Annotated in this window: 20 protein-coding genes and 1 pseudogene; 8 read left to right on the forward strand and 13 right to left on the reverse strand. The window is 33.8% G+C overall.

Annotated features, from left to right (window positions below):
- Positions 1-220: 220 nt before the first annotated feature.
- The 6 genes from F6K54_RS00320 (at position 221) to F6K54_RS00345 (ending at position 6,578) form a co-directional block, all read left to right on the forward strand.
- Positions 221-397, forward strand: a complete 177-nt coding sequence (locus F6K54_RS00320) for a hypothetical protein (RefSeq protein ID WP_293072889.1) — start codon at positions 221-223, stop codon at positions 395-397.
- A gap of 180 nt (positions 398-577) precedes the next feature.
- Positions 578-841 (forward strand): UPF0175 family protein, encoded by a 264-nt coding sequence (locus F6K54_RS00325; protein ID WP_293072892.1) that lies wholly within the window; start codon positions 578-580, stop codon positions 839-841.
- Positions 822-1,304, forward strand: a complete 483-nt coding sequence (locus F6K54_RS00330; protein WP_293072895.1) for a DUF3368 domain-containing protein — start codon at positions 822-824, stop codon at positions 1,302-1,304. Before F6K54_RS00325 ends, F6K54_RS00330 begins: the two co-directional genes overlap by 20 nt.
- Positions 1,305-1,656: 352 nt before the next feature.
- On the forward strand, positions 1,657-2,979 hold the full coding sequence (locus F6K54_RS00335; RefSeq protein ID WP_293072898.1) for a 7TM diverse intracellular signaling domain-containing protein: 1,323 nt from the start codon (positions 1,657-1,659) through the stop codon (positions 2,977-2,979).
- A 6-nt stretch (positions 2,980-2,985) separates the two neighbouring features.
- Entirely contained in the window at positions 2,986-4,938 is a 1,953-nt protein-coding gene (locus F6K54_RS00340) for an ATP-binding protein (RefSeq protein ID WP_366558003.1), read from the forward strand.
- A gap of 11 nt (positions 4,939-4,949) precedes the next feature.
- A complete protein-coding gene (locus F6K54_RS00345) occupies positions 4,950-6,578 on the forward strand; it encodes a response regulator (RefSeq protein ID WP_293072901.1) in 1,629 nt (542 codons plus the stop codon).
- Positions 6,579-6,737: 159 nt separating this feature from the next.
- Here the strand turns inward: F6K54_RS00345 and F6K54_RS00350 are convergent, their stop codons facing one another.
- The 11 genes and pseudogenes from F6K54_RS00350 to F6K54_RS00400 form a co-directional block, all read right to left on the reverse strand.
- Positions 6,738-7,664: an Rpn family recombination-promoting nuclease/putative transposase gene (locus F6K54_RS00350; RefSeq protein WP_293072904.1), complete on the reverse strand. Its 927-nt coding sequence runs from the start codon at positions 7,662-7,664 to the stop codon at positions 6,738-6,740.
- A gap of 629 nt (positions 7,665-8,293) precedes the next feature.
- Complete coding sequence (locus F6K54_RS00355) at positions 8,294-9,136, reverse strand: ABC transporter permease (RefSeq protein WP_293072907.1); 843 nt, start codon at positions 9,134-9,136, stop codon at positions 8,294-8,296.
- 188 nt (positions 9,137-9,324) lie between these two features.
- Complete coding sequence (locus F6K54_RS00360; protein ID WP_293072909.1) at positions 9,325-10,239, reverse strand: ABC transporter permease; 915 nt, start codon at positions 10,237-10,239, stop codon at positions 9,325-9,327.
- A gap of 659 nt (positions 10,240-10,898) precedes the next feature.
- The gene (locus F6K54_RS00365) at positions 10,899-12,017 is read right to left on the reverse strand and encodes a PotD/PotF family extracellular solute-binding protein (RefSeq protein ID WP_293072986.1); all 1,119 of its coding nucleotides are present in this window, start codon (positions 12,015-12,017) and stop codon (positions 10,899-10,901) included.
- 76 nt (positions 12,018-12,093) lie between these two features.
- Entirely contained in the window at positions 12,094-12,252 is a 159-nt protein-coding gene (locus F6K54_RS00370; RefSeq protein ID WP_293072913.1) for a hypothetical protein, read from the reverse strand.
- Positions 12,253-12,279: 27 nt separating this feature from the next.
- Positions 12,280-13,428, reverse strand: coding sequence for an ABC transporter ATP-binding protein (locus tag F6K54_RS00375; protein ID WP_293072916.1), 1,149 nt, complete (start codon positions 13,426-13,428; stop codon positions 12,280-12,282).
- A gap of 459 nt (positions 13,429-13,887) precedes the next feature.
- Positions 13,888-14,220, reverse strand: a pseudogene (locus tag F6K54_RS00380) (Uma2 family endonuclease); the annotation flags it as partial.
- A gap of 90 nt (positions 14,221-14,310) precedes the next feature.
- On the reverse strand, positions 14,311-15,072 hold the full coding sequence (locus tag F6K54_RS00385; RefSeq protein WP_293072919.1) for a DUF4340 domain-containing protein: 762 nt from the start codon (positions 15,070-15,072) through the stop codon (positions 14,311-14,313).
- A 405-nt stretch (positions 15,073-15,477) separates the two neighbouring features.
- Entirely contained in the window at positions 15,478-17,220 is a 1,743-nt protein-coding gene (locus F6K54_RS00390; protein ID WP_293072922.1) for a Gldg family protein, read from the reverse strand.
- Positions 17,221-17,910: 690 nt separating this feature from the next.
- Positions 17,911-18,477 carry a Uma2 family endonuclease gene (locus tag F6K54_RS00395; RefSeq protein ID WP_293072925.1) on the reverse strand — a complete coding sequence of 189 codons (567 nt, stop codon included), beginning with the start codon at positions 18,475-18,477 and terminating at the stop codon, positions 17,911-17,913.
- Between the two features lie 351 nt (positions 18,478-18,828).
- Positions 18,829-19,446, reverse strand: a complete 618-nt coding sequence (locus F6K54_RS00400; protein ID WP_293072928.1) for a hypothetical protein — start codon at positions 19,444-19,446, stop codon at positions 18,829-18,831.
- 196 nt (positions 19,447-19,642) lie between these two features.
- Between F6K54_RS00400 and F6K54_RS00405 the strand changes: the two genes are divergently transcribed.
- Entirely contained in the window at positions 19,643-20,476 is an 834-nt protein-coding gene (locus tag F6K54_RS00405) for a hypothetical protein (RefSeq protein ID WP_293072931.1), read from the forward strand.
- A gap of 77 nt (positions 20,477-20,553) precedes the next feature.
- On the opposite strand, the gene F6K54_RS00410 is transcribed toward F6K54_RS00405, so the two are convergent.
- Together F6K54_RS00410 and F6K54_RS00415 are read right to left on the reverse strand one after the other, a co-directional pair.
- Entirely contained in the window at positions 20,554-21,546 is a 993-nt protein-coding gene (locus F6K54_RS00410) for a hypothetical protein (RefSeq protein ID WP_293072934.1), read from the reverse strand.
- A gap of 44 nt (positions 21,547-21,590) precedes the next feature.
- Positions 21,591-22,682, reverse strand: a complete 1,092-nt coding sequence (locus F6K54_RS00415) for a hypothetical protein (protein WP_293072937.1) — start codon at positions 22,680-22,682, stop codon at positions 21,591-21,593.
- 602 nt (positions 22,683-23,284) lie between these two features.
- Between F6K54_RS00415 and F6K54_RS00420 the strand changes: the two genes are divergently transcribed.
- Positions 23,285-24,670: a hypothetical protein gene (locus tag F6K54_RS00420; RefSeq protein WP_293072939.1), complete on the forward strand. Its 1,386-nt coding sequence runs from the start codon at positions 23,285-23,287 to the stop codon at positions 24,668-24,670.
- Positions 24,671-24,733 lie beyond the last annotated feature (63 nt).

Raw genomic sequence — 24,733 nt, forward strand, 5'->3', positions numbered from 1 at the left:
ATGGAAAAGAAACTATTGGACAATAGTAAGGGCGATCGCCTAAAAATGCCAAACAAACACTATTTTTCAATGTTCTTTTCCACTATTGTTCAATGGATTCAACAACATCAGGACTCAGAATATGTCGGCAGAGGTATTGATGTGCTGTGGTATTTAGTCGTAGGCGAGGAAAATTGAGATGCTGAGAGACATTTAGATTTTCAACTTCAAAAGGTGAGTTATGGAAAAGAAACTATTGGACAATAGTAAGGGCGATCGCCTAAAAATGCCAAACAAACACTATTTTTCAATGTTCTTTTCCACTATTGTTCAATGGATTCAACAACATCAGGACTCAGAATATGTCGGCAGAGGTATTGATGTGCTGTGGTATTTAGTCGTAGGCGAGGAAAATTGAGATGCTGAGAGACATTTAGATTTTCAACTTCAAAAGGTGAGTTATGGAAAAGAAACTATTGGACAATAGTAAGCACGATCGCCCAAAAATGCGAAACAAACACCTGAATTCAATATTCCGTAGAATTCCCAAATATGCTAGGATAAAATCGTCATTAATATTCAAAATAATCTAAGCCCAATGAAAGCTTGCCAAATATCAATCGAAATTCCCGAATCAGTATTAGAAGCCACCAACGCAGACGCAGCGACATTTGCTAAAGAAATGCGCGTACTAGCAGCAGTAAAACTCTATGAAATGACTCGCTTGTCTGATAGCAAAGCCGCCGAACTAGCAGGAATGTCCCGAGTAGAATTCCTACTCAACTTAGATAAATATCAAGTCTTTCCCTTCACTCAAGAATTACAAGAATTGGAGGCAGAACGTGCCAGCAGCCATCAGTAATACATCTCCCCTGCTTTATTTGCATAGAATAAGCTCCATAGATTGGTTGAGAACTTTATTCGATAGTATCTCGGTTCCCCAAGCAGTAGTTATAGAACTAACAGAAGGAAAGCGTCGAGGCTATGACGTACCAGATTTAGCCATATATCCTTGGTTGCAAGTAGTAGAACCAGTTACCATCCCACCTGAAATAGCCAATCTCGACTTAGGCAATGGCGAATCAGCAGTTTTAGCTTTAGCCATATCTAACACCCAGAGTTTGCTACTACTCGACGATGGGTTAGCCAGATGGGCAGCCCAAAATCTAAGTTTTACAGTGTGGGGAACATTCAAAATTTTGTTAGAAGCTAAATCTCAAGGATTAACTGATCGAATAGCTCCCTCGGTAGAACGCTTACAAACTTCTGGTATGTGGATTTCCCAAGACTTGCGCCAACGAGTTTTAGATTTGGCAGGAGAATAATTCGCCTCTGGCAAAGAGCGATCGCCCCTACAGAAATATCAATGTCAAGCCTGCAAAAGACAATTTGTTCCCAATAACTCCAAAGTATATATCAACAACCAAACCAAAGAATTGATTGATAAATTATTACTAAAAAAAAATAGTTTGGCTGGTATTAAATGAAGCGATCGTTTCACCATAATTTTATCACTATAGCGCTGTGCGCAGGCAACAGGCAACAGGCAACAGGCAACAGGGGGAATAAAAAGCTTATCATATAACACTTTCAGCTATTGGACACCTCCAGCAATTTGTAAATATGCCAGCGCTCATTGCTATACATATACAGGACTACCTAATTAGGTAACATAACATGAATAAAACTTTTATTAAACGACTCTTGATTTTGATAATTGTTGGTTTCTGTTTATTGATTTCTGCATCTAAGATTTATGCTCAAAATAATCAGAACTTAAAACATATCAATAATCCTGTTATTTTAACGGATGAAAATACAAAATATCCTTTGGGATTACATTTAGAAATATTTGAAGATCAGACTAGGGAATTAACTATTGAAGATGTTGTCAATCAAGAATTTACTCCTAGTGATAAAAATATCCCCAATTTAGGTATCAAAACATCAGCAATCTGGGTTCGTTTTCGAGTCAAAAATCAAGCAAGTTTAACACAAAAATGGATATTAAGTTTCAATGATACTCGTACAGGTACAGTAGATTTTTATTTTCCTCAAGGAGATAAAGAAGGATTTAAAACCATTAAAACAGGCAGATTTTTACCTTTTAGCACTAGAGAATTTAACCATCGTTTTTTTATCTTCAGTTTGCCTTTTACCGACAATAACGAAAAAACTATTTATCTGCGCTTAACTTCAAAAGCAGGTTTAGCTATTTCCTTAAATATTTATTCCTTAGAAACATTTTTCCAGGAGGATCAATATCAACTTTTATTTTTAGGAGTAGGTTATGGAATTATTGTAATAATGATTGGTTATAACTTGTTTTTATTTATTTCTTTAAAAGACATAAGTTATCTGCATTTTGTCTTGTTTACTACAGGTTATTTATGTTTTAAATTGTGTCGAGAGGAAATAGGACATCAATTATTTTGGTATGACTTTCCTAGCTATTTTGAGATTCAATCATTCGGAGTCTTATCAATGTATTTTTTCTTGATAAAATTCACCCAATCTTTCTTAAAAACTAAAAAATATCTTCCTAAAATAGATAGATTTTTATTTATTATATCTTTAGTTCTAGTTATAGTAATTATTATATCCATGCCAACAAAATGGAATAATATTATCGTAATTTTTAATGGCATAGTTATTAGTGTCATAATATTAACAACTGCTTTGATCAGATGGAGACAAGGATATAAGCCAAGTAAATATTTTTTATTAGCTATGTTTGCCCCTCTTTTAGGAATAATTATTCGTTGTTTTAGTGCCCTTGGTTTTATACCTTATGGTTTTTATCTACAGAACCGTTCAAATTTCGTTTTTAGTTTATCGGTCTTATTATTTTCCTTTGCTTTAGCAGATAGAATTAATCTGATTCAAGATGAAAGAGAGAAAGCACAAAATGAAGCATTGAAAAATGCTGAACTTAATCAAAAATTAATTCAAGAACAAAATATTGTTTTAGAAAAAAAAGTTGGAGAAAGAACGGAATAATTATCCATTGCTAAAGAAAAAGCGGAAGTTGCCAATCAAGCAAAAAGCAATTTTATCGCTAATATGAGTCATGAACTACGCACTCCTTTAAATGCTATTTTAGGCTTTTCTCAAATTATGATGCGCTCTCAAAGTTTATCTCAAGAACAGAAAGAAAATACAACTATTATCAATAAAAGTGGCAACTATTTATTAACCTTAATTAATAATATTTTAGATTTATCTAAAATTGAAGCCGGGAAAATGACAATCTATCCCCATAATTTTGACTTTTATTCTTTCTTAAACGAACTGGAAGACTTATTACATATAACCGCCGAAAATAAAGGATTAACATTAATTTTTGACTACCAGAATGATGTACCTCAATATATCTATACTGACGAAACTAAGCTCCGTCAAGTCTTAATTAATTTAATCAATAATGGGATTAAATTTACATCTGAAGGGGGTGTGAGTGTCACAGTTGTGAGTCAAAAAGAATCTCCCCTTAATCCTTCCTTGGAAAGGCAAAAAGAATCCCTCCTTAATCCTTCCTTGGAAAGGCAAAAAGAATCCCCCCTTAACTCCTCCTTAGAAAGTGGGGAAAGTTCTGGAAAAAATCCATTCTTAGAAAGGGGGGAAAGTTCTGGAAAAAATCCATTTTTAGAAAGGGGGGAAAGTTCTGGAAAAAATCCATTCTTAGAAAGGGGGGAAAATTCTGGAAAAAATCCATTCTTAGAAAGGGGGATTTTTTCCTCCCTTAATCCTTCCTTAGAAAGGCAAAAAGAATCCCTCCTTAATTCTCCCTTAGAAATTCAAAAAGAATCCCCCCTTAATTCCTCCTTAGAAAGTGGGGAAAGTTCTGGAAAAAATCCATTTTTAGAAAGGGGGATTTTTTCCTCCCTTAATCCTTCCTTGGAAAGGCAAAAAGAATCCCTCCTTAATTCTCCCTTAGAAAGGCAAAAAGAATCCCCCCTTAATCCTTCCTTAGAAAGGGGGAAAAATCATGGAAAAAATCCATTCTTAGAAAGGGGGAAAAATCATGGAAAAGCCACAATTATTTTTGAAGTCAGAGATACAGGAGCAGGAATAGCTGAAGCTGAAATGAGCAAATTATTTGAAGCATTTGCCCAAACAGAAACAGGCAAAAATAGTCAAGAAGGAACAGGATTAGGATTACCCATTAGTCGTAAATTTGTACAGTTAATGGGAGGAGATATTACCGTCAAAAGTAAAGTAGGAAAAGGTACAACTTTTCGATTTGATATCCAAGTTAAAATTGCCAATAAAACAAATATAAAAACTCAAGAAAATCCACGTCATGTCATAGCTTTAAAGCCCAATCAACCCCGTTATAGAATCTTAATAGTGGATGACCGTTCTACAAATCGTTTATTATTAATTAAATTATTACAACCATTAGGATTTGAATTAAAAGAAGCAGAAAATGGAAAACAAGCAATAGAAATTTGGTCAGAATGGCAACCTCATTTAATTTGGATGGATATGAGAATGCCAGTAATGGATGGTTACGAAGCCACCCAAATAATTAAAGGCACAACCAAAGGAAATGCCACAGCAATAATTGCTTTAACAGCAAGGGTATTAGAAGAAGAAAAGTCAATTATTTTATCAGCAGGATGTGATGATTTTGTCAGAAAACCATTCCGAGAAGCCATGATTTTTGAAACTATGAAAAAGCATTTAGGAGTGGAATATATTTATGAATTAGAAAGTCCAGATAAAACTCCCAGTGAATTGCCAAGTTTAACAGTAGGAGATTTACAGAAAATGCCGATAGAATGGTTAGAAGAACTGTATGATGCAGCCAAAGCTTTAGATGATGATAGGATTTTGGAATTAATAGAACAAATTCCGGTTGAAGAATCTTTATTAGCGGAAAAATTAACTAATTTGGTGGATAATTTTCAATTTAAGACCATTAGACAATTAATTGAATCTCTTAAATCAGGATAAATCATAAAAATATGAATAATATATCAGAAAAAAACTCAGAAGGAACTATTTTAATCGTTGACGATCAACTTTCTAATTTGAAAATTTTAGCTACTCTTTTAAAAGATAATAATTATAAGGTAAAAAAAGCCATTGATGGAGAGAGTGCATTAATTTCTATCGAAACGGACATTCCCGATTTAATTTTATTAGACATAAAAATGCCCGATCTGAATGGCTATGAAGTTTGTGAACGTTTAAAAAATTATCCTAAAACTAAGGATATTCCAGTGATTTTTATTAGTGCTTTAAATGAAGTTTTTGATAAAGTAAAAGCATTTGAAGTAGGAGGAATAGACTATATTACTAAGCCTTTTCAAGAAGAGGAAGTTTTAGCAAGGGTTAAAAGTCAGTTAATTATTCAAAAACAGAGAAAACTATTAGAAATAGAACGAGAAAATCTTAAACAAGAAATTAAACAACGCCAAGAAGCAGAGGCGATTTTATATCAATCTAGAGCATTGATTTCTGGTATTTTAAATTCTTCTCTTGATGGTATTGCAGCGATGGAAGCATTGAGAGATAAAAGAACAGGAAATATTATTGATTTTTCTTGTTTAGTTCTTAATCCAGTTATTGCTAGAGCTTTTAATCGAGAACCACAAGATTTAATTGGTAAATTAGTGCTGAAAAAGTTTTTAAATAGAATTAATGATGATTTATTTACAGATTTAGTTAATGTAGTAGAAACTGGAAAATCTTTAGAGCAGGATATTTATTATAGTGACCAAAAAGAAGGAAAATGGTATCATTTCATAGCTGTTAAATTAGGGGATGGTTTTGCGATTACAGTTAGAGATATTACAGAAAGGAAAAATTTAGAATTAACCCTGGAAGAAACTAATAAAGAATTAGAAGCTTTTAGTTATAGTATAGCTCATGATTTCCGCAACCAATTAGAAACCATTGAGTCATTAACTCATTTTCTCCAAGAAGAATATGAAAATGATAATTATACCACTCAAAATGCTCAAGATTATTTTGATTTGATGTTTAAATCGACTGCTCGGACACAGCAAATTATTAAAGATTTACTCACGCTGTCAAAGATTAAAAAAAGTCAAATAACTCTGGAATTAGTGCATTTTAGTAATATAGTTCAAGAAATACTAAGGAAACTGCAAATAAAAGAACCACACAGAAAAGTTGAGTTAGTAATTCAGCCTAATATTAAAGCTACAGCAGATCTAATATTTTTAACAATAGCTTTAGAAAATTTAATTGATAATGCTTGGAAATATTCATCTAAAAAAGATTTTACTCATATTGAATTTGGAGTTTTATCCGCAGATAATCAAAAATTAGATTCAATCATTAATCAATGCTTTTTATATTACAAAGACAAAAACTTATGTGCACAAAAATTAGATGTAATTTATTTTATTAAAGATAATGGAGCTGGTTTTAATATGGAAATATTCACAGAATTATTTACTCCTTTTAAGCGATTCCATTCAGATGATGAGTTTGAAGGAACTGGTATTGGTTTGTCAATTGTGAAAAGGATTATTAATTGTCACCAAGGTTTAATTTGGTGTATTTCTCAAGTGGAACAAGGAACAACTTTTTATTTTACTCTTAATAGCAGTAGAAAAAGTTAAAAAAGAAAGAAGGAGTCAGGAGTCAGGAGTCAGGAGTCAGGAGGGAAGAAAGAAGAAGAAGGAAGAGGAGAAAAAGGAGAAAGTTTTTTGGTCGCGCTCTTACCCGGACATAATATTAGGAGTCAAATTAAAATAGCGATCGCTTCACCTTATCTCCAATTATTCCAACCAATTCGACAAATCCTCCAAACTAATAAAACTTAAAATTGCTCCTCCTAAATCTTCTAACCTTTCCATAGATAATTGTTGAATATTTTCTGTTATTTTTTCAGTTACTTCTCCTAAAAACTTTCTCTCCAGTTGACCTAATATTAATCTTTGCATTGATAACTTACCAACTTCCAGTCCCTCTTGCCGTCCCTCCTGTAGTCCCTCCTCTCGAGCTAATAGAACTTCACCTGTACGATCTTCCAAAAAAAATTCCCGCTTGTGTACTTCCTCTAATTCTTTTCTAGATAAATTTGCTTGATTGGCAATATTTAAAGCTTGCTTTATCTCTTTTATTTCTGCCAAAGTATTAGGAATTATATCTAAACTTGGAGCTGACTTCATAAAATATATCCATTTATCTGTAATAGTTTCTAAATCTTCTAACTCTTTGGGGAATTTCGGTAATTCTACAAATATCATGGCAACTTCTTCGTCTCTATAGTCAAATAACTGATCTTTCTCTTTAAATACAAAATGATTTATATATTTAGCTGTTTCTTCAAACATTTCAAAATCTGTAATTGTTAAAGAAATTACTGGTTTTAACTTGCGATATCCTTCCCCATTTTTTAATTGATTGCCATAAGTTTTACATAGATTATAAACTACTCGTTTTTCAAAAGCCAGAACATTCAATACTTGCATTTCAATAATCACATTGGAGCCGTCATTTAAGATAGCTTTCACATCTAGAGAACTATCTTTTAAACTCATAGTATCTCCCGGATTATATTGGTCAATTATTTCCAAATCTTGAATCACAGATTCACCATTATATATCAGGGCATTCAAGAAGCTAATCAAGATATCTTTACTCTCAGTTGAACCAAATATTTTTTTGAAGGCAAAATCTGTTTTAGGACTAATAAATCTCATGGTTTTACTCTATAATTAGGGTTTGCGCTCAAAAGTCTTTTTGCGCTCGGCAGGGAGTAGGGAGTAGGGAGTAGGGAGTAGTGAAGAGTTAGGAGAAATCAGGAGTTGTAGAGGATGTACTCCGAAAAATTATCCCAAGATTTTTCTGTATCTATCTTACCCCAATACTCACTTTTTGAGCTTTCTTATACCAATTCCCAAAAATAATGCTATACTTCCAATAAACTTCAGTTATTAAGTAATAATAATGATTCAGTAATGTTTGCAAGGATTATCGGCATTAATCAAAAATATCTTATGCCTTTAAACCCTACTCCCTACTCCCTACTCCCTACTCCCAAGGAAATGTAGCAAAACTTTTGAGAAATGGTATTAGGCAAATACCTGCTACTTTTTCACTACCTCAACAGGGCAAAACCTTTATATATCAAGACTTTTATATTTAATCAGCAAGCCCTAAATAAAAAATAAAATCAATTATCGTACAGAAATTATCAGTTATTTCCCCCTATTCCCTATTCCCTATTCCCTATTCCCTATTCCCTATTCCCTATTCCCTATTCCCTATTCCCTATTCCCTCTTTTCTGGAGATGTCTACTGATAACTGAAATGACTCCTGAACTACTGACTAATTTTTTTTCTCACTTCTAGTCCGCAAAAATTCTCCAACAATTGCAATCGCTCCTGAGCCTAAAATTAAAATTACACTCAGGGCATTAATATCAGGTTTTACCCCTGTACGAATCCTACTAAAAATTTCCATTGGCAAAGTTGTTGCCCCACTTCCTGAAGTAAAACTAGCAATTAAAAAATCATCCATACTTAGTACAAAAGCTAGCAAACATCCAGATACAATTCCTGGTATTAATTGAGGTAACAATACTTGTAAAAAAGCTTGTACTGGAGTTGCCCCCAAATCCAGGGCAGCTTCCTCTAAATTAGGGTCTAAATCTGCTAATCTTGTGGAGACAACTAAACCCACATAAGCTAGACAAAAAACAATATGAGCTGCAATAATTGTCCATAAACTTAATCTAATTGCCAATGCTGCTAAAAAGACTAAAGTCGCAACAGCGATCGCTATATCAGGAATAATTAATGGTAAATAAGAAACACCTAAATATAAAGATTTGCCTCTAAATTTATATTTTGCTAAACCTACTGCCATTAAAGTACCAATAATTGCTGAAACAGCTACAGCACAAAGAGCTACAGTTAAACTATTTTGTAAAGCATTTAAAACCCTAGTATCTTGAAAAAGCTTGACATACCATTGCAGGGTAAAACCATCCCATCCTGCACTATATTTAGATTTATTGAAACTATAAAAAGTCAAGACAAAAATTGGCAAGTACATAAAAAAGAACATTAAAATTGTAAATATTACTTGCCAAGAAATCTGAAATTTTGATTGAGATTTAGACATATCTATTGGGATATTATCTTCTGGATTTATTAAAGTATTTGTCATCTTTAAGTCGTTAGTTAATCTTGATTTTTTGTTGAAAATAGGGAGTGTGGAGTAGGGAGTAGTCTTATAAATTAAAGAACTGCTATATTACTTTTAACTTTTGACTTCTAACTTTTGACTTTATACTGTACCTCATAGATTAAAGAACTGCTATATTACTTTTAACTTTTGACTTCTAACTTTTGACTTTACTTAGAGGGTTTACCATCGCCAAATTTTAGTAAAAGAGCGATCGCTATACTTACCCCAAAAATCATAACCATACTTAAAGCAGAGCCAAACCCCCAATTTTGAGTAGCTCCTAAAAATTGATTATAAATTAATCGAGCAGCCGTCATACTAGAAGCACCACCCAATAATTCAGGGTCAACAAAATCTCCTAAAGAACTAATAAAAACTAATAAAGAACCAGCAGCAATACCAGGTAAACTTTGAGGAACAGTCACTTTCCAAAAAGTTTGTATAGGGGTTGCTCCTAAATCTGCCGATGCTTCTAATAATCTCCGGTCTAACTTTTCTAAAGAAGCATAAAGAATAGTCACAATATAAGGTAAATAACTATAGCTCATACCAATAAAAACAGCCGGAGTTCGATTCAATACTTCTAAAGGAGGTAATCCGATAATGCCAATAACTGAGTTTAATACACCAGTGGGTCGTAAAATTGTAATCCAAGCATAAGAGCGTAATAAAGATGAAGTCCAAAGGGGCAAAACAAAACCTAATAAAAGTAAATTTCGCCACTGTTTGGGTGACATTAAAGCAATCCAATAGGCTACAGGAAATCCCAATAATAAACATAAAATTGTTGTACCTGTAGCAAAATAAATTGAACGCCAAATTACTTTTAAATTAATCAGGTCAAATACTCGTAAATAGTTGCCAATACCATCAGGATTTACTAAATCTCCCGGCCGAATATTTTCTACTAAACTCAGTTGGAAAATTACTAAAGTTGGCAAAACTAATATTAACAGTAACCATAAACCTGCCGGGCCCAATAAAACTAAAGGACCCAACAGTTTAGAAAATGTTTGACTTATACCATGTTTGGACAGAAAATTAGGGAAAGCTGGAGCAGATGATTTAGTAGGTGTAGTCATATTTGTCAAGTCAAAATTCAAAAGTCAAAATTCAAAAATAATATTGTAGAAATTGGAAAATTTCTCAAGCATTGGGTTCTTTTATCAAGTCAAAATTCAAAAGTCAAAATTCAAAAATAATATTGTAGAAATTGGAAAATTTCTCAAGCATTGGGTTCTTTTATCAAGTCAAAATTCAAAAGTCAAAATTCAAAAATAATATTATCGAAATTGGAAAATTTCTCAAGCATTGGGTTCTTTTGTCAAGTCAAAATTCAAAGGTTTAAAGCCTCTCACTCGCCGTGGATAAACGAGAAAAAATTTTCCTTTTATTCAATCCTATCCGTTTTAGGGAGAGATAATTATTAATTATCAATTATCCATTATCAATTATTGAATTCCTCCTTCTTCTTTACCGAATAATTAAGGTTTAAAGCCTCTCACTCGCCGTGGATAAACAAGAAAAAATTTTTCTTTTATTCAATCCTATCCGTTTTAGGGAGAGGTAATTATCAATTATCAATTATCAATTATCAATTATTGAATTCCTCCTTCTTTCAATTATCAAAATAATATGGGTCGCGCAACCCTGACTTTTAAGGCGAAATATTTTTGGAGGGTTGCTCAAATCCCCGTTACAAAAATAACTTCTGACTTCTGACTTCTGACTTCTGACTTCGTTATCCACTTCTTAACTTCGTCCAGTATTCATCATAAACCTCTTCATATTCACCCAGTGGAGCTAAACTTTCACACTTTTCAATAATTGACTCTGGGGGAAACAAAGTAGGATCTTCTTTTAGTTCTTCCGGTAATTTTTGATAAGCTATCCGAGAAGGTGTAGCAAAACTGAGTCTCTCCACAATTTCAGCAGCTATATCTGGCTGTAACATAAAGTTAATCCACTGATAGGCACCATCAGGGTTAGGAGCATTTTTCGGAATTACTAATGTATCCATCCACAGAGATGAACCACTGCGGGGAGTAATATATTCTAAGTCTTCATTTTCTGGTTTAATTTCTGCAGCATCAGAAGAATAACACATGGCTATCAATAAATCTTCTACCAAAATTTGAGAACGCCAACCATCTGTAGTAAAAGAAGCGATCGCTGGTCTAAGTATGAGTAACTCTTCATAAGCTCCCCTGATACTTTCTATATTGGTAGAGTTATAGGAATATCCCAGCTTTCGCAAAGCACACCCCATCACCTCCCGCACGTCATTAACTAGAGTCAGGCGCTTCGATATTAAATCTTGATTTTCCCAGAGATACTCCCAGTCAGTGGGGGCAGTTGGTAACAGTTTGCTATTGTAAATTAAACCAGTAGTACCCCAACTTATGGGTACACTATAGGTATTACCACGGTCATATATAGGGTCTTGAAATTCTGGGAACAGATCGTCTAAACCCAGAATTAGAGAATGGTCTAACTCTGTCAACAAACCCAGAGATTCCATTTTTTGCACCATATAATCAGATGGATAGATGATGCTATATGCTCCACCACCTCCAGCTTGTATTCTAGCTAGCATCGACTCATTAGAGTCAAACACATCTGCAACTACTTTGATTCCTGTTTCATCGTAGAAGCGATCGAGCAAATCCTGGTCTGTATAACCTGCCCAAGTATAGATATAAAGTAAATCTGAATCTCCCTGCATTCGGGGGTTGGATTTGACTTCAGCTAATCTCCAACCACAACTAGAAAGAGCTGAAGCTGCGATGGTAGCTACTGACGTTTTGAGAAATTGACGTCTAGAAGTGCCAGCATCTTGCTTGTCAACAGATGTAGCAATCACATTTCCCCGATATTTCTCGAAATTAGTTGGAGGCACTTTTAACAATTAATAATTAATAATTAATAATTAACAATTACCTCTCCTTGAAAAGAAGAGGGTTGACGCTGAAGGAAAATTTTTTCTTCTCTTGGTCGATTGGATATGTCGAGGAGACCTCGCCATCCCACCCTACGGGAAGCTGCACTACGACCGCTTTTTTCTCCTTGTAAAGGATCGGTAATTTTTCAATCAATAGTGAAAATTTAGTTTACGTTATTTGTTATCTTGTCTCGCTGAGAGCTAAACAATCTTGTTTTGCCCAATAAAGATAGATAGGAGTATCTGCGCTGGGCAAAGTTCCTTCTGTATTGGGTTGTCTTACCGTCATGCGATCGCCTGACAACAAATTTACATGATAATATACATGAGTTCCCATATACATTACATTGATTAACCTACCTTCAAAACAATTTTCTGATACATCTGGGGAATAAAGACTTAGATCTATTTTTTCTGGCCGCACACTGACGACTACGGAAGCACCTACATAAATCTCTCCATTTTTTGCTTCTTCACTAACTGTTGACTGTTGTACAACAATTTGAATACCACGATCTGTCTCAACTACTATATTTGAATGATCGATAAATTCAATTCTACCCTGAAATAAATTCGTCTCTCCAATAAAATCTGCTACAAAAGGACTTTCAGGCCGCTCGTAAATTTCTTGAGGGGAACCTATCTGCTCTATTCTACCTTCGTGCATCACCGCAATACGGTCAGACATACTCATAGCTTCTTCTTGATCGTGAGTTACCATCACAAATGTAACGCCTAAATCTCGATGTAAGCTAGACAATTCCATTTGCATTTGTTTGCGTAATTTCAAGTCTAGGGCACCAAGAGGTTCATCCAATAATAATACTGCAGGACGATTTACCAATGCCCTTGCCAAAGCTACCCTTTGTTGTTGCCCACCAGATATTTGATTGGGATAGCGATCGGCAAATTTTTCCATTTTTACCAGTCGTAAAGCTTGTGCCACTTTTTCCTCAGTTTCAGTTTTTCCTAAACGTTTAATTTTTAGTCCAAAGGCAATATTATCTTTGACACTGAGATGATTAAATAGAGCGTAGCTTTGGAAAACAGTATTTACAGGGCGACGGTAAGGGGGAGTTTGATTCATGGATACTCCCCTAATCATTATTTCACCTGCTGATGGGGATTCAAACCCAGCAATTAAGCGTAATGTTGTGGTCTTGCCACAGCCAGAAGGGCCAAGAATACTAAAAAATTCTCCTTGACGGATATTCAGGTCCACACCTCTTACTGCTGTATGGCCTTCAAACACTTTGAATACTTTACGCAGTTCAACGTCGTTTTGGGTGTCGGTTACTGTTGTCCCTAGATTAAGTGCAGTTTGAGTCATGGTTGTTATGTCATAATCGGGGAATTTACTCTGGAAATTTGGGTCTTATTGAATTTAAGTCTAATGTTTTTCAATATTTTAGCAGTTCTGGCTATTACGTTTCATCTATTTCGAGTAAAAGTAGCTTAATTAACTGGAGGATAATACAGACATTTATTACATCTGTTATTCCAATTTGAAGAAAGAATACTATACTTAAGTAACACTTAAATAATTAAATAATTAAATAATTAAATAATTAAATAATTAACATATAGCAATTCCCAAAAAGCGTGAGGTGCAAAACTCCTTGGTTTTAGGAAGTAGGGAGTAGGGAGTAGTAATTATGGTTCCGTAGGAATCGATAAAGAAGAAAAACAACTGTAACTCATTATCCTAAAACAATTACAAATCAATACTTTTGACTTTTAACTTCCGCGTAGCGACACTAGGATATCAAAAATCAGATTTTCTATTTTTTTAATCTCCTACTGCAAAAATATTTTGGGCAGTTAATTTAAACTCTGGAAATGTAGGAGAAATAATTTTTTTATCTCCTCTAAATTGTTGTACTTGATATTCCCCATCAATTAACTGATAAATTGACAAAGTTGACTGTTTGGGGTCGCCGATATAACGTTTTCCTCATAATCCTAAATAATCAACTATCCAATATTCTGGTATTTCTAATTTCTCATAATCAATTAATTTATGACCATAATCATCACGCCAATTTGTACTCACAACTTCAATAATTAGCTTAATTGTTTTTCCTTGAGTAATTGTGGAACGTTTTTTCCATAAAGGCTCATTTTTAAAGCAGATTTATCCAAAACAATGTAGGAGGAAATAATTGATTTATATAGTGTGATAATTGATTTTATTTTTTATTATTGGAGATGTCTATTCTGTCAGTAAATAATCATCATTAGGTGAAGGAGATAGCTCCGGTTTAGGAGATGATTTTTCTATTTGCAGGTCGTCTTTTTTTTCAGTAGATTCTTCTAACTGCTCGGTAGATTTTTCTGAGGATGGTTTAGCTGTTTCTGGTTCATCTTTTTTCTCGATAGATTCTTCTGTTTCTGTAGATGATTCTTCCGATTTTTCTTGTTTTTCCCATTCTGCAACTGGTTTAGTTAAAACATTTTTGAAATTGACAGATAATAATAAAACAGACACCTCTTTTGGTGGTTCTCCTTCTGCTTCTACTTGAGAATATATAGAAGTACCATCAAAATCTGCTTTTCCTAAAAACAATCTCCTAGTTCGCTCATCTTGAAGTTTAATTTCTACAGTAATTTCTGGTTTTTCTAAACCATATTCAGATAACTGAGAAACAGGAGTATTAATAGAGCGATCGCTTTTTAATCCTGTTATTTGGTCTAACAAAAATTCTACTGTTGGTAGAGCTGCTTCTTTTTCTACAGGTGCAGTTATTTTCCAAGTTGTTTCTTCGGCATTTTCATCCTTTGTTAAAGTTAATATTTCTGATTCTTGTTTGATAGAAATAGCCTGAATTTCTTCTGAATCAAAATCAAATACCTGCTTTTGTTGTTCTTGCAATTCAGTTTGTTGCTGCTTACCTCTAATTTCATAAAAATAAACAAACCCACCTAAAGCAAGTGCTGTTAATATTAATGTTAAAGTTGTTCTCTTGATTTTCATATTATTTAGTTTGAGGGAGCAGTTTAATAATTAATAATTAATAATTAATAATTAATAATTAATAATTAATAATTAATAATTAATAATCACCTCTCCTTTAAAAGAAGAGTATTGACGCGGTAGGAAAAATTTTTTCTTCTCTTGGTCCATTGGATATAGTGAGGAAACCTAGCCATCCCTCGACCGCTTTTTTCTCCTTTAAAGGAGAGACTTTAAACGTTAATTATTCAGTAAAAATATTCCCGAACGTCAGTTGTACTACCAATTTGAAAAAAGAATGCTACAAAAAGGTAGACCTCGATCGGATATGCTTAAAAATAGCTAATCCAGCTCATTAATGAACTGGAGTAGCTATAGAATTCAGAATTCAGAATTCTAAATTCTAAATTCTAAATTCTAAATTCATTATCGTCTTCGCCACCAGATTATTCCGCCAATTGTAAACCCTAAAAGTGGTAAAATAACTACTGCCATCCAACTTAAAAATCTAGCTTGTACCAACTTCATTGCAATACGACGATTTGTGTTTTTTCTCGGACTAATAGAAAGAGTTTCTTGTTCTGATTTACCTAACCAAGAAACTGAATTAAGAAAAACATCTTTATTGAGTTGTTGTTGAAACCAACCATTTGTTGCAAATTGAGAATTTCCTAACACTACTAAACGCGCTTCTTCAGATGTATTTTCTGATTTTTCTACTATTTCTGTAGGGTCAAATTCATCTGGTGGTTGACCAGGAAGTGGGGGAATAACTTCTGCTGAAGTTATCTCTTTTTGCTCTTCTAACTCTGAATTAGAATTTGCCACAGGTTCATTCGGTGGTTGACCAGGAAGTGGAGGAATAGGAGTAAGGTCCAATCCTGTTTCATTACTTTTTTCCACAGCAGAAGAACGAGTAAAAGCTACACCTATAGATAATGGTCCAAGGCGATCGCGACCCTCATTAAACTGTAACTGACCCCTTAAATCTGTTTCGGCCCAACTTTGGTCATTAGTCCAAATTAGAGGACTTTCTACTATTCCATCCACGGTTTCACTTTCTATAGGCCGTGCAAAAGGATACAATGAAATACCATTACTAAAATCATCAGTAATAGGATGTTCTCCATAGCTGCTAACTAATACCACCCAAGGGTCAAGACCTACTAACCGACCAATATTTGGGTCATCTATTGCCAGGCGATCGTCAACTAATACTCCCCATTCTTCAAATAAATCATCTAACCCAGGGTTAGTGCTTGGATCTAACATGATAAACAGACCACCACCTCGATCTAAATAGTCTCTTAAAGCGGTAACTTCTGCCTCTAAAAATTCTCTTTGCGGACCGGCAATAATTATTACATCTGCATCTTCAGGTACTTGAGAAATACTTGCCAAATTTATCGACTCTACTATATATTTTTTATTTTCAAGAGCTTTCAGAGCTTCGGAAAAGCCTCTTTGCCCTTCTTCTAATTCTCTTTCACCGTGACCTTGAATAAAGTATATTTTTAAAACTTTGTCGCCGAGTATTTCTTCTATGCTATTAGTTAGTTTAGATTCTGTGAGAGGTTCTAGTTTTCTATTAATAATAACTTCTTTTCTTTCTCCTGCTTCAAGATGCATTTCTCCTAACTGTTGAACTCCAAATTCGTTAGCTTTTCCTGGTTGTTCCTGGGGGTCTACTAACTCAAAATTAAATTTACCATTTCCCTGTCTTTGATAGTTTTCTATCAGTTGAGTGTATTGAGGATTTTCCCCTCGGTCAAATATCCAAAGCTTGACTGGTTGTTCGAGATTTTCTAATACTTCAATAGTTTGTGGTGATAATGTAAATTTTTGGTTTTCAGTAAAGTCTATTCTAGTTTCGTAGCGAACTGCTAGAAAGTTAATTAATCCCAGAATTACTAATACAGAAATCGTGGCAAAAATTGCGTTTGTACCTGCTTCGGTTGCTCGGCCACTCCACCAGGTTGTAGTTGAGTTTTGTTCTACTGAATAAACCTGATAAAAAATCCACAAACCAATTATGACTATGCCAGTAGTTATTAAACTTAATGGTATAGGTTCCCAAGTTCCTGAAACAACACCTGCTGATACACCGATAATAGTTAAAATTGGTCCTAACCAAAATAAATAATTCCAAGTACCTTTGATAATTTTCATATTATCTTTTTTTTCAATCTCTAAATTGTCTCGAATAGGAAATTAGGAATAACATATAAATGATATTATAAATAAATTTAGGAATTTATGCAATGCAATAGTTTATACCTAATCTGATTTAGAAAAGCTAATAGAGAATTATTATAATTAACTTTTAAAAAAAAAGCATTCAGCGGTTAGCTATTAGCTATGAGTTGGGTGCATCTCATAGCAAGCAAAAATACTTTTTTCCTATATATTCCCTGTTCCCAGATCCGGTGTTCCCTGTTCCCTAAAAGCGATAAATTTTTGGCTTTATTCACGCATTGAGATGCACCCTATGAGTTATTATATAATTCATTATCTTGAAAGCACAAAGTCGTTGCTTGCATAAGTTCAAAAGCTGATAGCTGACTGCTAATATAACAATCCTAAATAAGTTGTAAAAAACCAAAAAGTAGATAAAAAAACTGAAACCCCTACCTGTTCCCTGTTCCCTAAAAGCGGTAAGATTTTTATACACAAATAAAATAGGAGGGTGCATCTCATAGCAAGCAAAAATACTTTTTTCCTATATATTCCCTGTTCCCAGATCCGGTGTTCCCTGTTCCCTAAAAGCAATAACTTTTTGGCTTTATTCACGCATTGAGATGCACCCAAATAGGATTGCTATAGCTGTTTGCGCAGCAGTCCCCAGGAAATGCTTACTTCTTAATAATCTAACATCACATTTAATCCAGGTAAAACATTTTCACCTGATAACATAATAGGCATAGTTACAATTTCTACCTCTTGATTTTGACGATAAATTTCTACTTGTTTTTGTTGAGGATTAATTAACCAACCTAACAATAAACCTGATGCTAAATATTCTCTCATTTTTGCTTGTAAAGGTGGAAGTCGATCGGATTTAGACCGTAATTCAATCACAAAATCTGGACAAATAGGAGGAAAACTTTCTCTTTCTTGTTGAGTAAGATTTTCCCATTTTTCTAAAGATACCCAAGCAACATCAGGGGAGCGGTCGCCTCCTCCTGGTAAACTAAATATAGTAGAAGAACTAAAAACTATTCCTAACTGAGTTTGACGATTCCAAAGGCTAATATCAACAATCAAATTAGCTTCTTTTTGACCACTTTCACCACCTACTGGGGACATAATAATTAATTCTCTTTGAGTATTTCTTTCTAATTGTAATTCAGGATTAGCTTGACACAATTGAACAAATTGTTCTCTAGTTAGTTTTGTAATTGGATTAAGATTTAATACAGTAGTCATTTCAGTTATCAGTTATCAGTATCTCTGGTTGTTTGTGCAGCATTCCGCAGGAAAGCTAGAGGCTTAAAATATTGAATCGAATATTTTTTTCATCCCTTTGTAAAGAGAAGACTTGAGACATTATTGTTTGCTCATAAGTTGAAATACCCTATCGAGGTTAATGATAATTAAACATTAATAATATACAGCAAATTTCGGATAAATAAAGTACAAGGTATGAAGAGTAAAGTCTTATAGTGCGGGCATCTTGCCCGCGATGGTTTTACCTCATAACATATAGGCATCTTGCCCGCGATGGGTGTACCTGATAACATCGGGAAATGCCATATTAATTTTTATAATTAAAATATTTTAATTCTCTACTCCTTCCAAAATACCCACTAAAACTTTCCCCAAGTCTTTTATATCGTCTGGGATTTTAAATAAATTAATATCTTGTGTAATTTGTTTTTCGGCTTTATTTAATTTACCAAAACGCCAGATATCTCCCATTGTGACTGCGCCATAAAAAATATTGTTTTCTTCGACTTCAGCTAATGCAATTAACTCGGCAGCTAGCTGAGTAAAACCTCTAGTTAAATCATCATTTTTCGCTTCAATAACTAATAAACTATTGGTAGAACGTAATAAATAATCCAAATTACCTTTCAACCAATCATTGACTTTCAGATAATATTCAATTCTTAACTGACAATGACAATAATGAACAATTTCCAATAAAATTGGAGAGACTAAAATTTCTCGTCTAGCAGTTTCATTACTTAAACTAACAAAGGGTAAAATATTCTCTAGTTTATTCTGTACTTCGGATAAAATTTCTAATGTTTTGGTTGTCCTTGGCAAAGATAAACGAGATTTAACTAATGAATAATTTAACTCTGCTAAGATTTCATCAGCTTCATAAGGTAAGTCAAAGTAAGACTGAAAAGTATAAGATTGATCTTCTTGTAATATTTTGATTTTAGGCATCGCGAGACTCCATTAATTCAGTTATCCGTTATCAGTTATCAGTCCCTTCTGGAATCAGGGACTATTAACTTCATTGATTGGTCAGGATAAATGGCTTCAATACTATTTTTTAGGTCGGAAATTAAGTAGGTAAGTGAAAAAATTTACAACTACGTCTATAAATAATATAATTGACTCATAGAAAAAATTAAATACTATGGAACAATGCCCGATATGTGATACTAAATTTACTACAGGAAAGGTTAAGTATTGTTCTACTTGTGGTTGGGATTTAACTCCATATCCGATAGATTTTCAATTACCAGAGTATTTTGCTCAGAAGGAACAAGATAAAATTTCTTGGGCTAGGACTTTATGGCAGAAAATGGAATCTCAATTAGGGCAATATAAATCTCAACTCTCTCAACTACAATTTCAATTATCTGAGGCACAGTCAAAAAGAGTAGAATTGGAGGTACAAAATAGAGGACTTTTGTCTCAAACACAATGGTTAAATCAAGTACAATCTGACTTAGAAACTCAGAAAAAAGAATTAGAAGAGCAATTAGAAAATTCAGAGTCTAATCACTCCCTGCTGCAAAGTAAAATAGACAAATTGGAGGCAGAAAATCAAGGGATTTTATGCCGAATAGAAGGGGTAATTCAACAATATTATGACTTACAAACTCAGGAAGAAGAATTAGAAAAGGAATTAGAAAATTCAGAGTCTAATCGTTCCCTACTGCAAAGTAAAATAGACAAACTGGAGTCAGAGAATAGAGTATTTTCATCCCAAATAGAAGGGTTAAATCAACAATATTCTGACTTACAAACTCAGAAAAAAGAATTAGAAGAGCAGTTAAACTTGTCTCATTACAAATCTTTTCACTTGCAAACTGAAAAGGAGAGGTTGGAGCAAGAAAGGAAAAATTTTTTGTCTCAAATAAAACAGCTAAATCAAGAACTATCAGATGTAAAAAATGAGTTATTTAAGTTGCAACAACCCAAAGGTGGAAACTCTAGAGAAAAAAAAGATATGTGGGAAATCTAAAAAAATTATTACACATTAATCCCTTATTGCTTGTTGCTATTCTCGATGAGTAAATTTATTTTGCACAACTACTAAAATTAATTCAAATCAATTTTGATTTTTTTTCCACTTAAATAAATATCTGTACTACTTAAATTACTACTTAAATCTTGTTCTAGTATTTTTATCATTTGTATAGTTTTTTTTAGTTGTATATCCGCTTTTTTTAACTTTCTATCCAGCGCCCTAATTTCAGCTCTATTAATCCATTTCTTAATTAGATTACTACTTTCTAAAATATCAAGTTGATCCTCAATTTTTCTAACTTCTTGCTGCTGCGATCGCGCCTGTTCTGCCAAGATACAATATAATACAAAAGCTACAGGAACATCAAGATTTTTAGGTTCAATTTTTCCATTATCTTTGTCTTGAGCAAGCTCCTTACCTAAAGTAATTGGACATATCATTACTAACCAACCAGAATTGGGAGCAAATAAAGGAGGAAACATTTTTTTGACATCTTCCATTAATTCTCTTTTTTCTCTACGATAACAATAGTCATACTGAGTAACAATAATAATAATTGGAAAAGATTTTTTTCGAGCTGGTCTTCTATCAATACTCAAATATTGAAGATACTTACCCATGAGGTTAGCTTTACTTTGAATTGCAATCTTTTGCAGATTAGCATCAGTAACTGGATCTTTTAAATATTTACCTGATATACAGAAGAAAAAGCCATTAGATTCAGCAGCATAATCTCTAAGTTCTCTAACATTATCGTCACTAGATAGGTCTAACATAGAACTACCACGGTAGTCCAGCCACTCAAAATCTATCAATGGTTTGTATGCGTAGCAAAGTTCAAAGTTGTAGATTGTATTTTGATCGGCAGTTGGAGGCCAACGTTCATCACCAGTTCCGTCCACAATTGCTGACCATAAAAGAGTTAGTCGAATGCCTTCATCTGGATCAGTTGCTTTGAGGCTGAATGTACTGCTATCTTGAATAGCTGTATACATTCCTACCATAAAGCAGGTTTTGCCTGAACGTGAATCTCCTAGCATTAGAATTTTAATTTTCTCAGACATTTTGCTCTTCTTGACTCAACTAATGATATTTGGAAATTTGAATATCAACGACGGTTTTTTTTATTTTTAGTTATTGAAGTTATTGAATCTTTAGTTGTAATGTGGTCAAATATTATTCCTAGATAAAAGCCAAATATTATACTGATAACTATAGCTATAGCTAATATATAGTTTTGCCTGGTAACTAAGAGTATCAAAAAAATAACAATTGAGATTAATAATATTGTAATTATACGTTTCCAGGAAATAGAATATAATAACCTTTTTATAAGAGTATCAAGTGAATTACTGGAGGTATCTCTTCTATTGGAACCATCTCTGTTGTCAATTTTTGTAATGTTTGAGGAATCATTTATAACTTTTGAATTCCGTTTAGGTAACTTAGATAACTTTAGATGTTGAGTTAGATCAGAATTATAAGTTGTGGCATTTGAGAATGGTCCTTCTAAAACATCTTTGTTTTGGGGAAGACCCAGGCAAAGAGAGACAGGTATATATTTATGTGGATAATCAAAGAACTTACAACAGTTTTCCCACAATTTTTGTCTATTCTCTGGATTGTCAGGGCAAATAAAAGCTCGATTTTCTCCTTCCAAACACGGGATAAATTCTGGGGGTATAAATTTATCAATATAACCTATAGATTCTGTCACTCTAAAATAGTTTAGTTCCTCCTTATAAGGATATTCATCAATCTTTCCGTTAATTATTTGGTAATCTTTGAGATGCCATGATTTTTTTAAAGATATTAATAAATACTCAGGCTTAAAAAATTCAAAGTTTTCTAAGCCAGGCAAAATTTTCAATGAATTAAAATTATATTTGTTGATCTGAGCAACATAACCAACAAAAATATGGAGTGGTCGCCCACCACCATCCTTGGCCATATGTTCATACCCTCGCTTGGAACCAATCAATTCTTTAGCCATACAAGTTACGCCGAAAACACAATGCTTATGATTTTTAAATAGAGACCAACGAGGATTCCCCGGTAACTTCTCTCGATATACTGTAGTCCCATGAATATATTTGCGTGCCCAATTCTGTTCTTCTTTTCCAAAATCATCAGGGATGGCCAGAAAACGATAATCTGCTTCTTTGGTTCTACCGTAAATTATTACAGACCATAAGGTCATAAATTTATACCTCTAACTCTACAATTAGGGACATCATTTCATATATTATCTACTCTTTTATTGAATTTTCAAATGAAGACCTCTCCTGCAAGAAGAGGGGAAATATACACCCCCTTTCTTCTATCATGGGAACTGCTTTAACGAAGTCAGAAGTCAGAAGTTAACCCACCCCTAGCTCCTAGGACGGGAAATAGGGGATTTGAGTAACTATCCAAAAATATTTCGCCTTAAAAGGCGGGGTTGCGCGACTCATATTATTTTGATAATTGATTGTTAAATCTGGAATATTACCATTAAAATTATCTATATAGGCATTTCCAAAAAAGAATCTAGGAGCGTTAAATTCAACATCTTACAAAGGTTTGAAAAAGGGTTGATGATTTTGAGAGATATCTATCTAATAGACATCTCCAATAATAAAAAATAAAATCAATTATCGCACTCTTATTCATTAATTATTTTTCCTTACTCCTGTACAGAGAATTCACGTTTGCGCAGCATTCCGCAGGAAATCGCCCTTACTCCCTCTTTCCTAGAGATATCTATTGTTAAGAGCCTCAATATTATAATTGTTTTAATATCAGAAAAAAAATAAACTAATTATGACAAATATCTCTCAGCGTCGTTCTAGTCGTAAGAATCAACCCCAAGAAGAGCGCGACTTACTCTTAATGGTTGTACTAACATTTTTTAACTTTGGCAGCGGTGCCACAACTATCTTGGGAGCGATACAGATATTACCAGTATATTTAGCTTGGACTGTTGGTGGTGCTGTTCAACTAATGTTGTTTCTCTTACAAGCTGGATTAACCGCAAAGCGTACTCCTTTACGCAAATGGTTGGCGATTATCATACTAGCTAGCGCCAGTGTTTATACTAGCTTTTTTACTTATTATGGAGAATTAGCTCAAGAAACGAATGAAAAGCGGGCTATGGATCGCGCAATCGAAGCTCATAACAGATTAGTTTCAGAGGTATACACGCCAATAAAAGACCATCTTCGAGATTTACAGCAAGAAGCTAACAATCAGAGGGCAATTGCCGAAGCAGAAAAACAAAGAGGCATTACCACCGGAGAGGTTGGTTATGGACAGCAAGCAAGGAAACTAGATAAGCTAGCTCTAGACAAAGAGATTAAAGCTGAAAATTTTCAGAATACAGTTAATGAACTGCGTCCATTGTTTGAATACAATTTTGAAAAGCTCGAACCAAAGGATATCCTGAACAATGATAGAAAAGCTCTATCTTCTGCACCACAAGAATTTCGTAATAATTATCCTGAATTAAAGCGTGGTGACTACATAGATGAAGGATCGGAAATTTCCTTACTTGCTCCATATCTTAAAGTAAGGAATCAGGAGGAAGCTGCTTTCATAGCTTTGTTAATTGCAGTAGGAGTAGATGGAATGGCAATTATGTTGGGAACGGCAATTGTTACTAAGTTGGTACCACCGGAAGAACGTCGCTCTCCTGTCGCTGTTGTTGGTAATTCTATTGCTACCTCTATTAGAGAGGTTAGAACATCCTTTGCCAAAGTAAATAATGCAGGTAGAGAGTCTTTTCTAGCAGAAGACGAGGATTTGCAAGCTGCGGTAGAAATGGTGACTTTGAATGTGAAAGGAAAAGGTTCAGATTTTCTCAACAATTTTTACTATGCTATCTCGGAAATAGAACCACATACTATTAATTATTCAGCACTGACAGAAAAATATAGAACAGATGAGAATATGCACAATCCAATCCGAGCATTTATTGACAAACTAAGAGAACCAAGAAGAGCATGGGTGGTAAGAAACAACAACAATACTGAGTGGGTAGTACCACCGGAACATTATCATCAACTTGTAAATTGGCTACAAAAAGAAATTAAACGCCAAAAATTTTCGGAAGCAGAGATGGGGGAAGAGATAGATTTTGGTTTTGGATTTTCTGAACTTCAAGAAACTCCTGTCCAATTTAAGATACCAGTAAATCCTAATTCTAACTAAGGGTTATGTCTGATTAAGTTCGTGATTAAGCGGATTTCATATTACTCAAATAAAACAGTAGTT

The sequence above is a fragment of the Okeania sp. SIO3B5 genome, assembly GCF_010692555.1.
Classification (GTDB): Bacteria; Cyanobacteriota; Cyanobacteriia; order Cyanobacteriales; family Microcoleaceae; genus Okeania.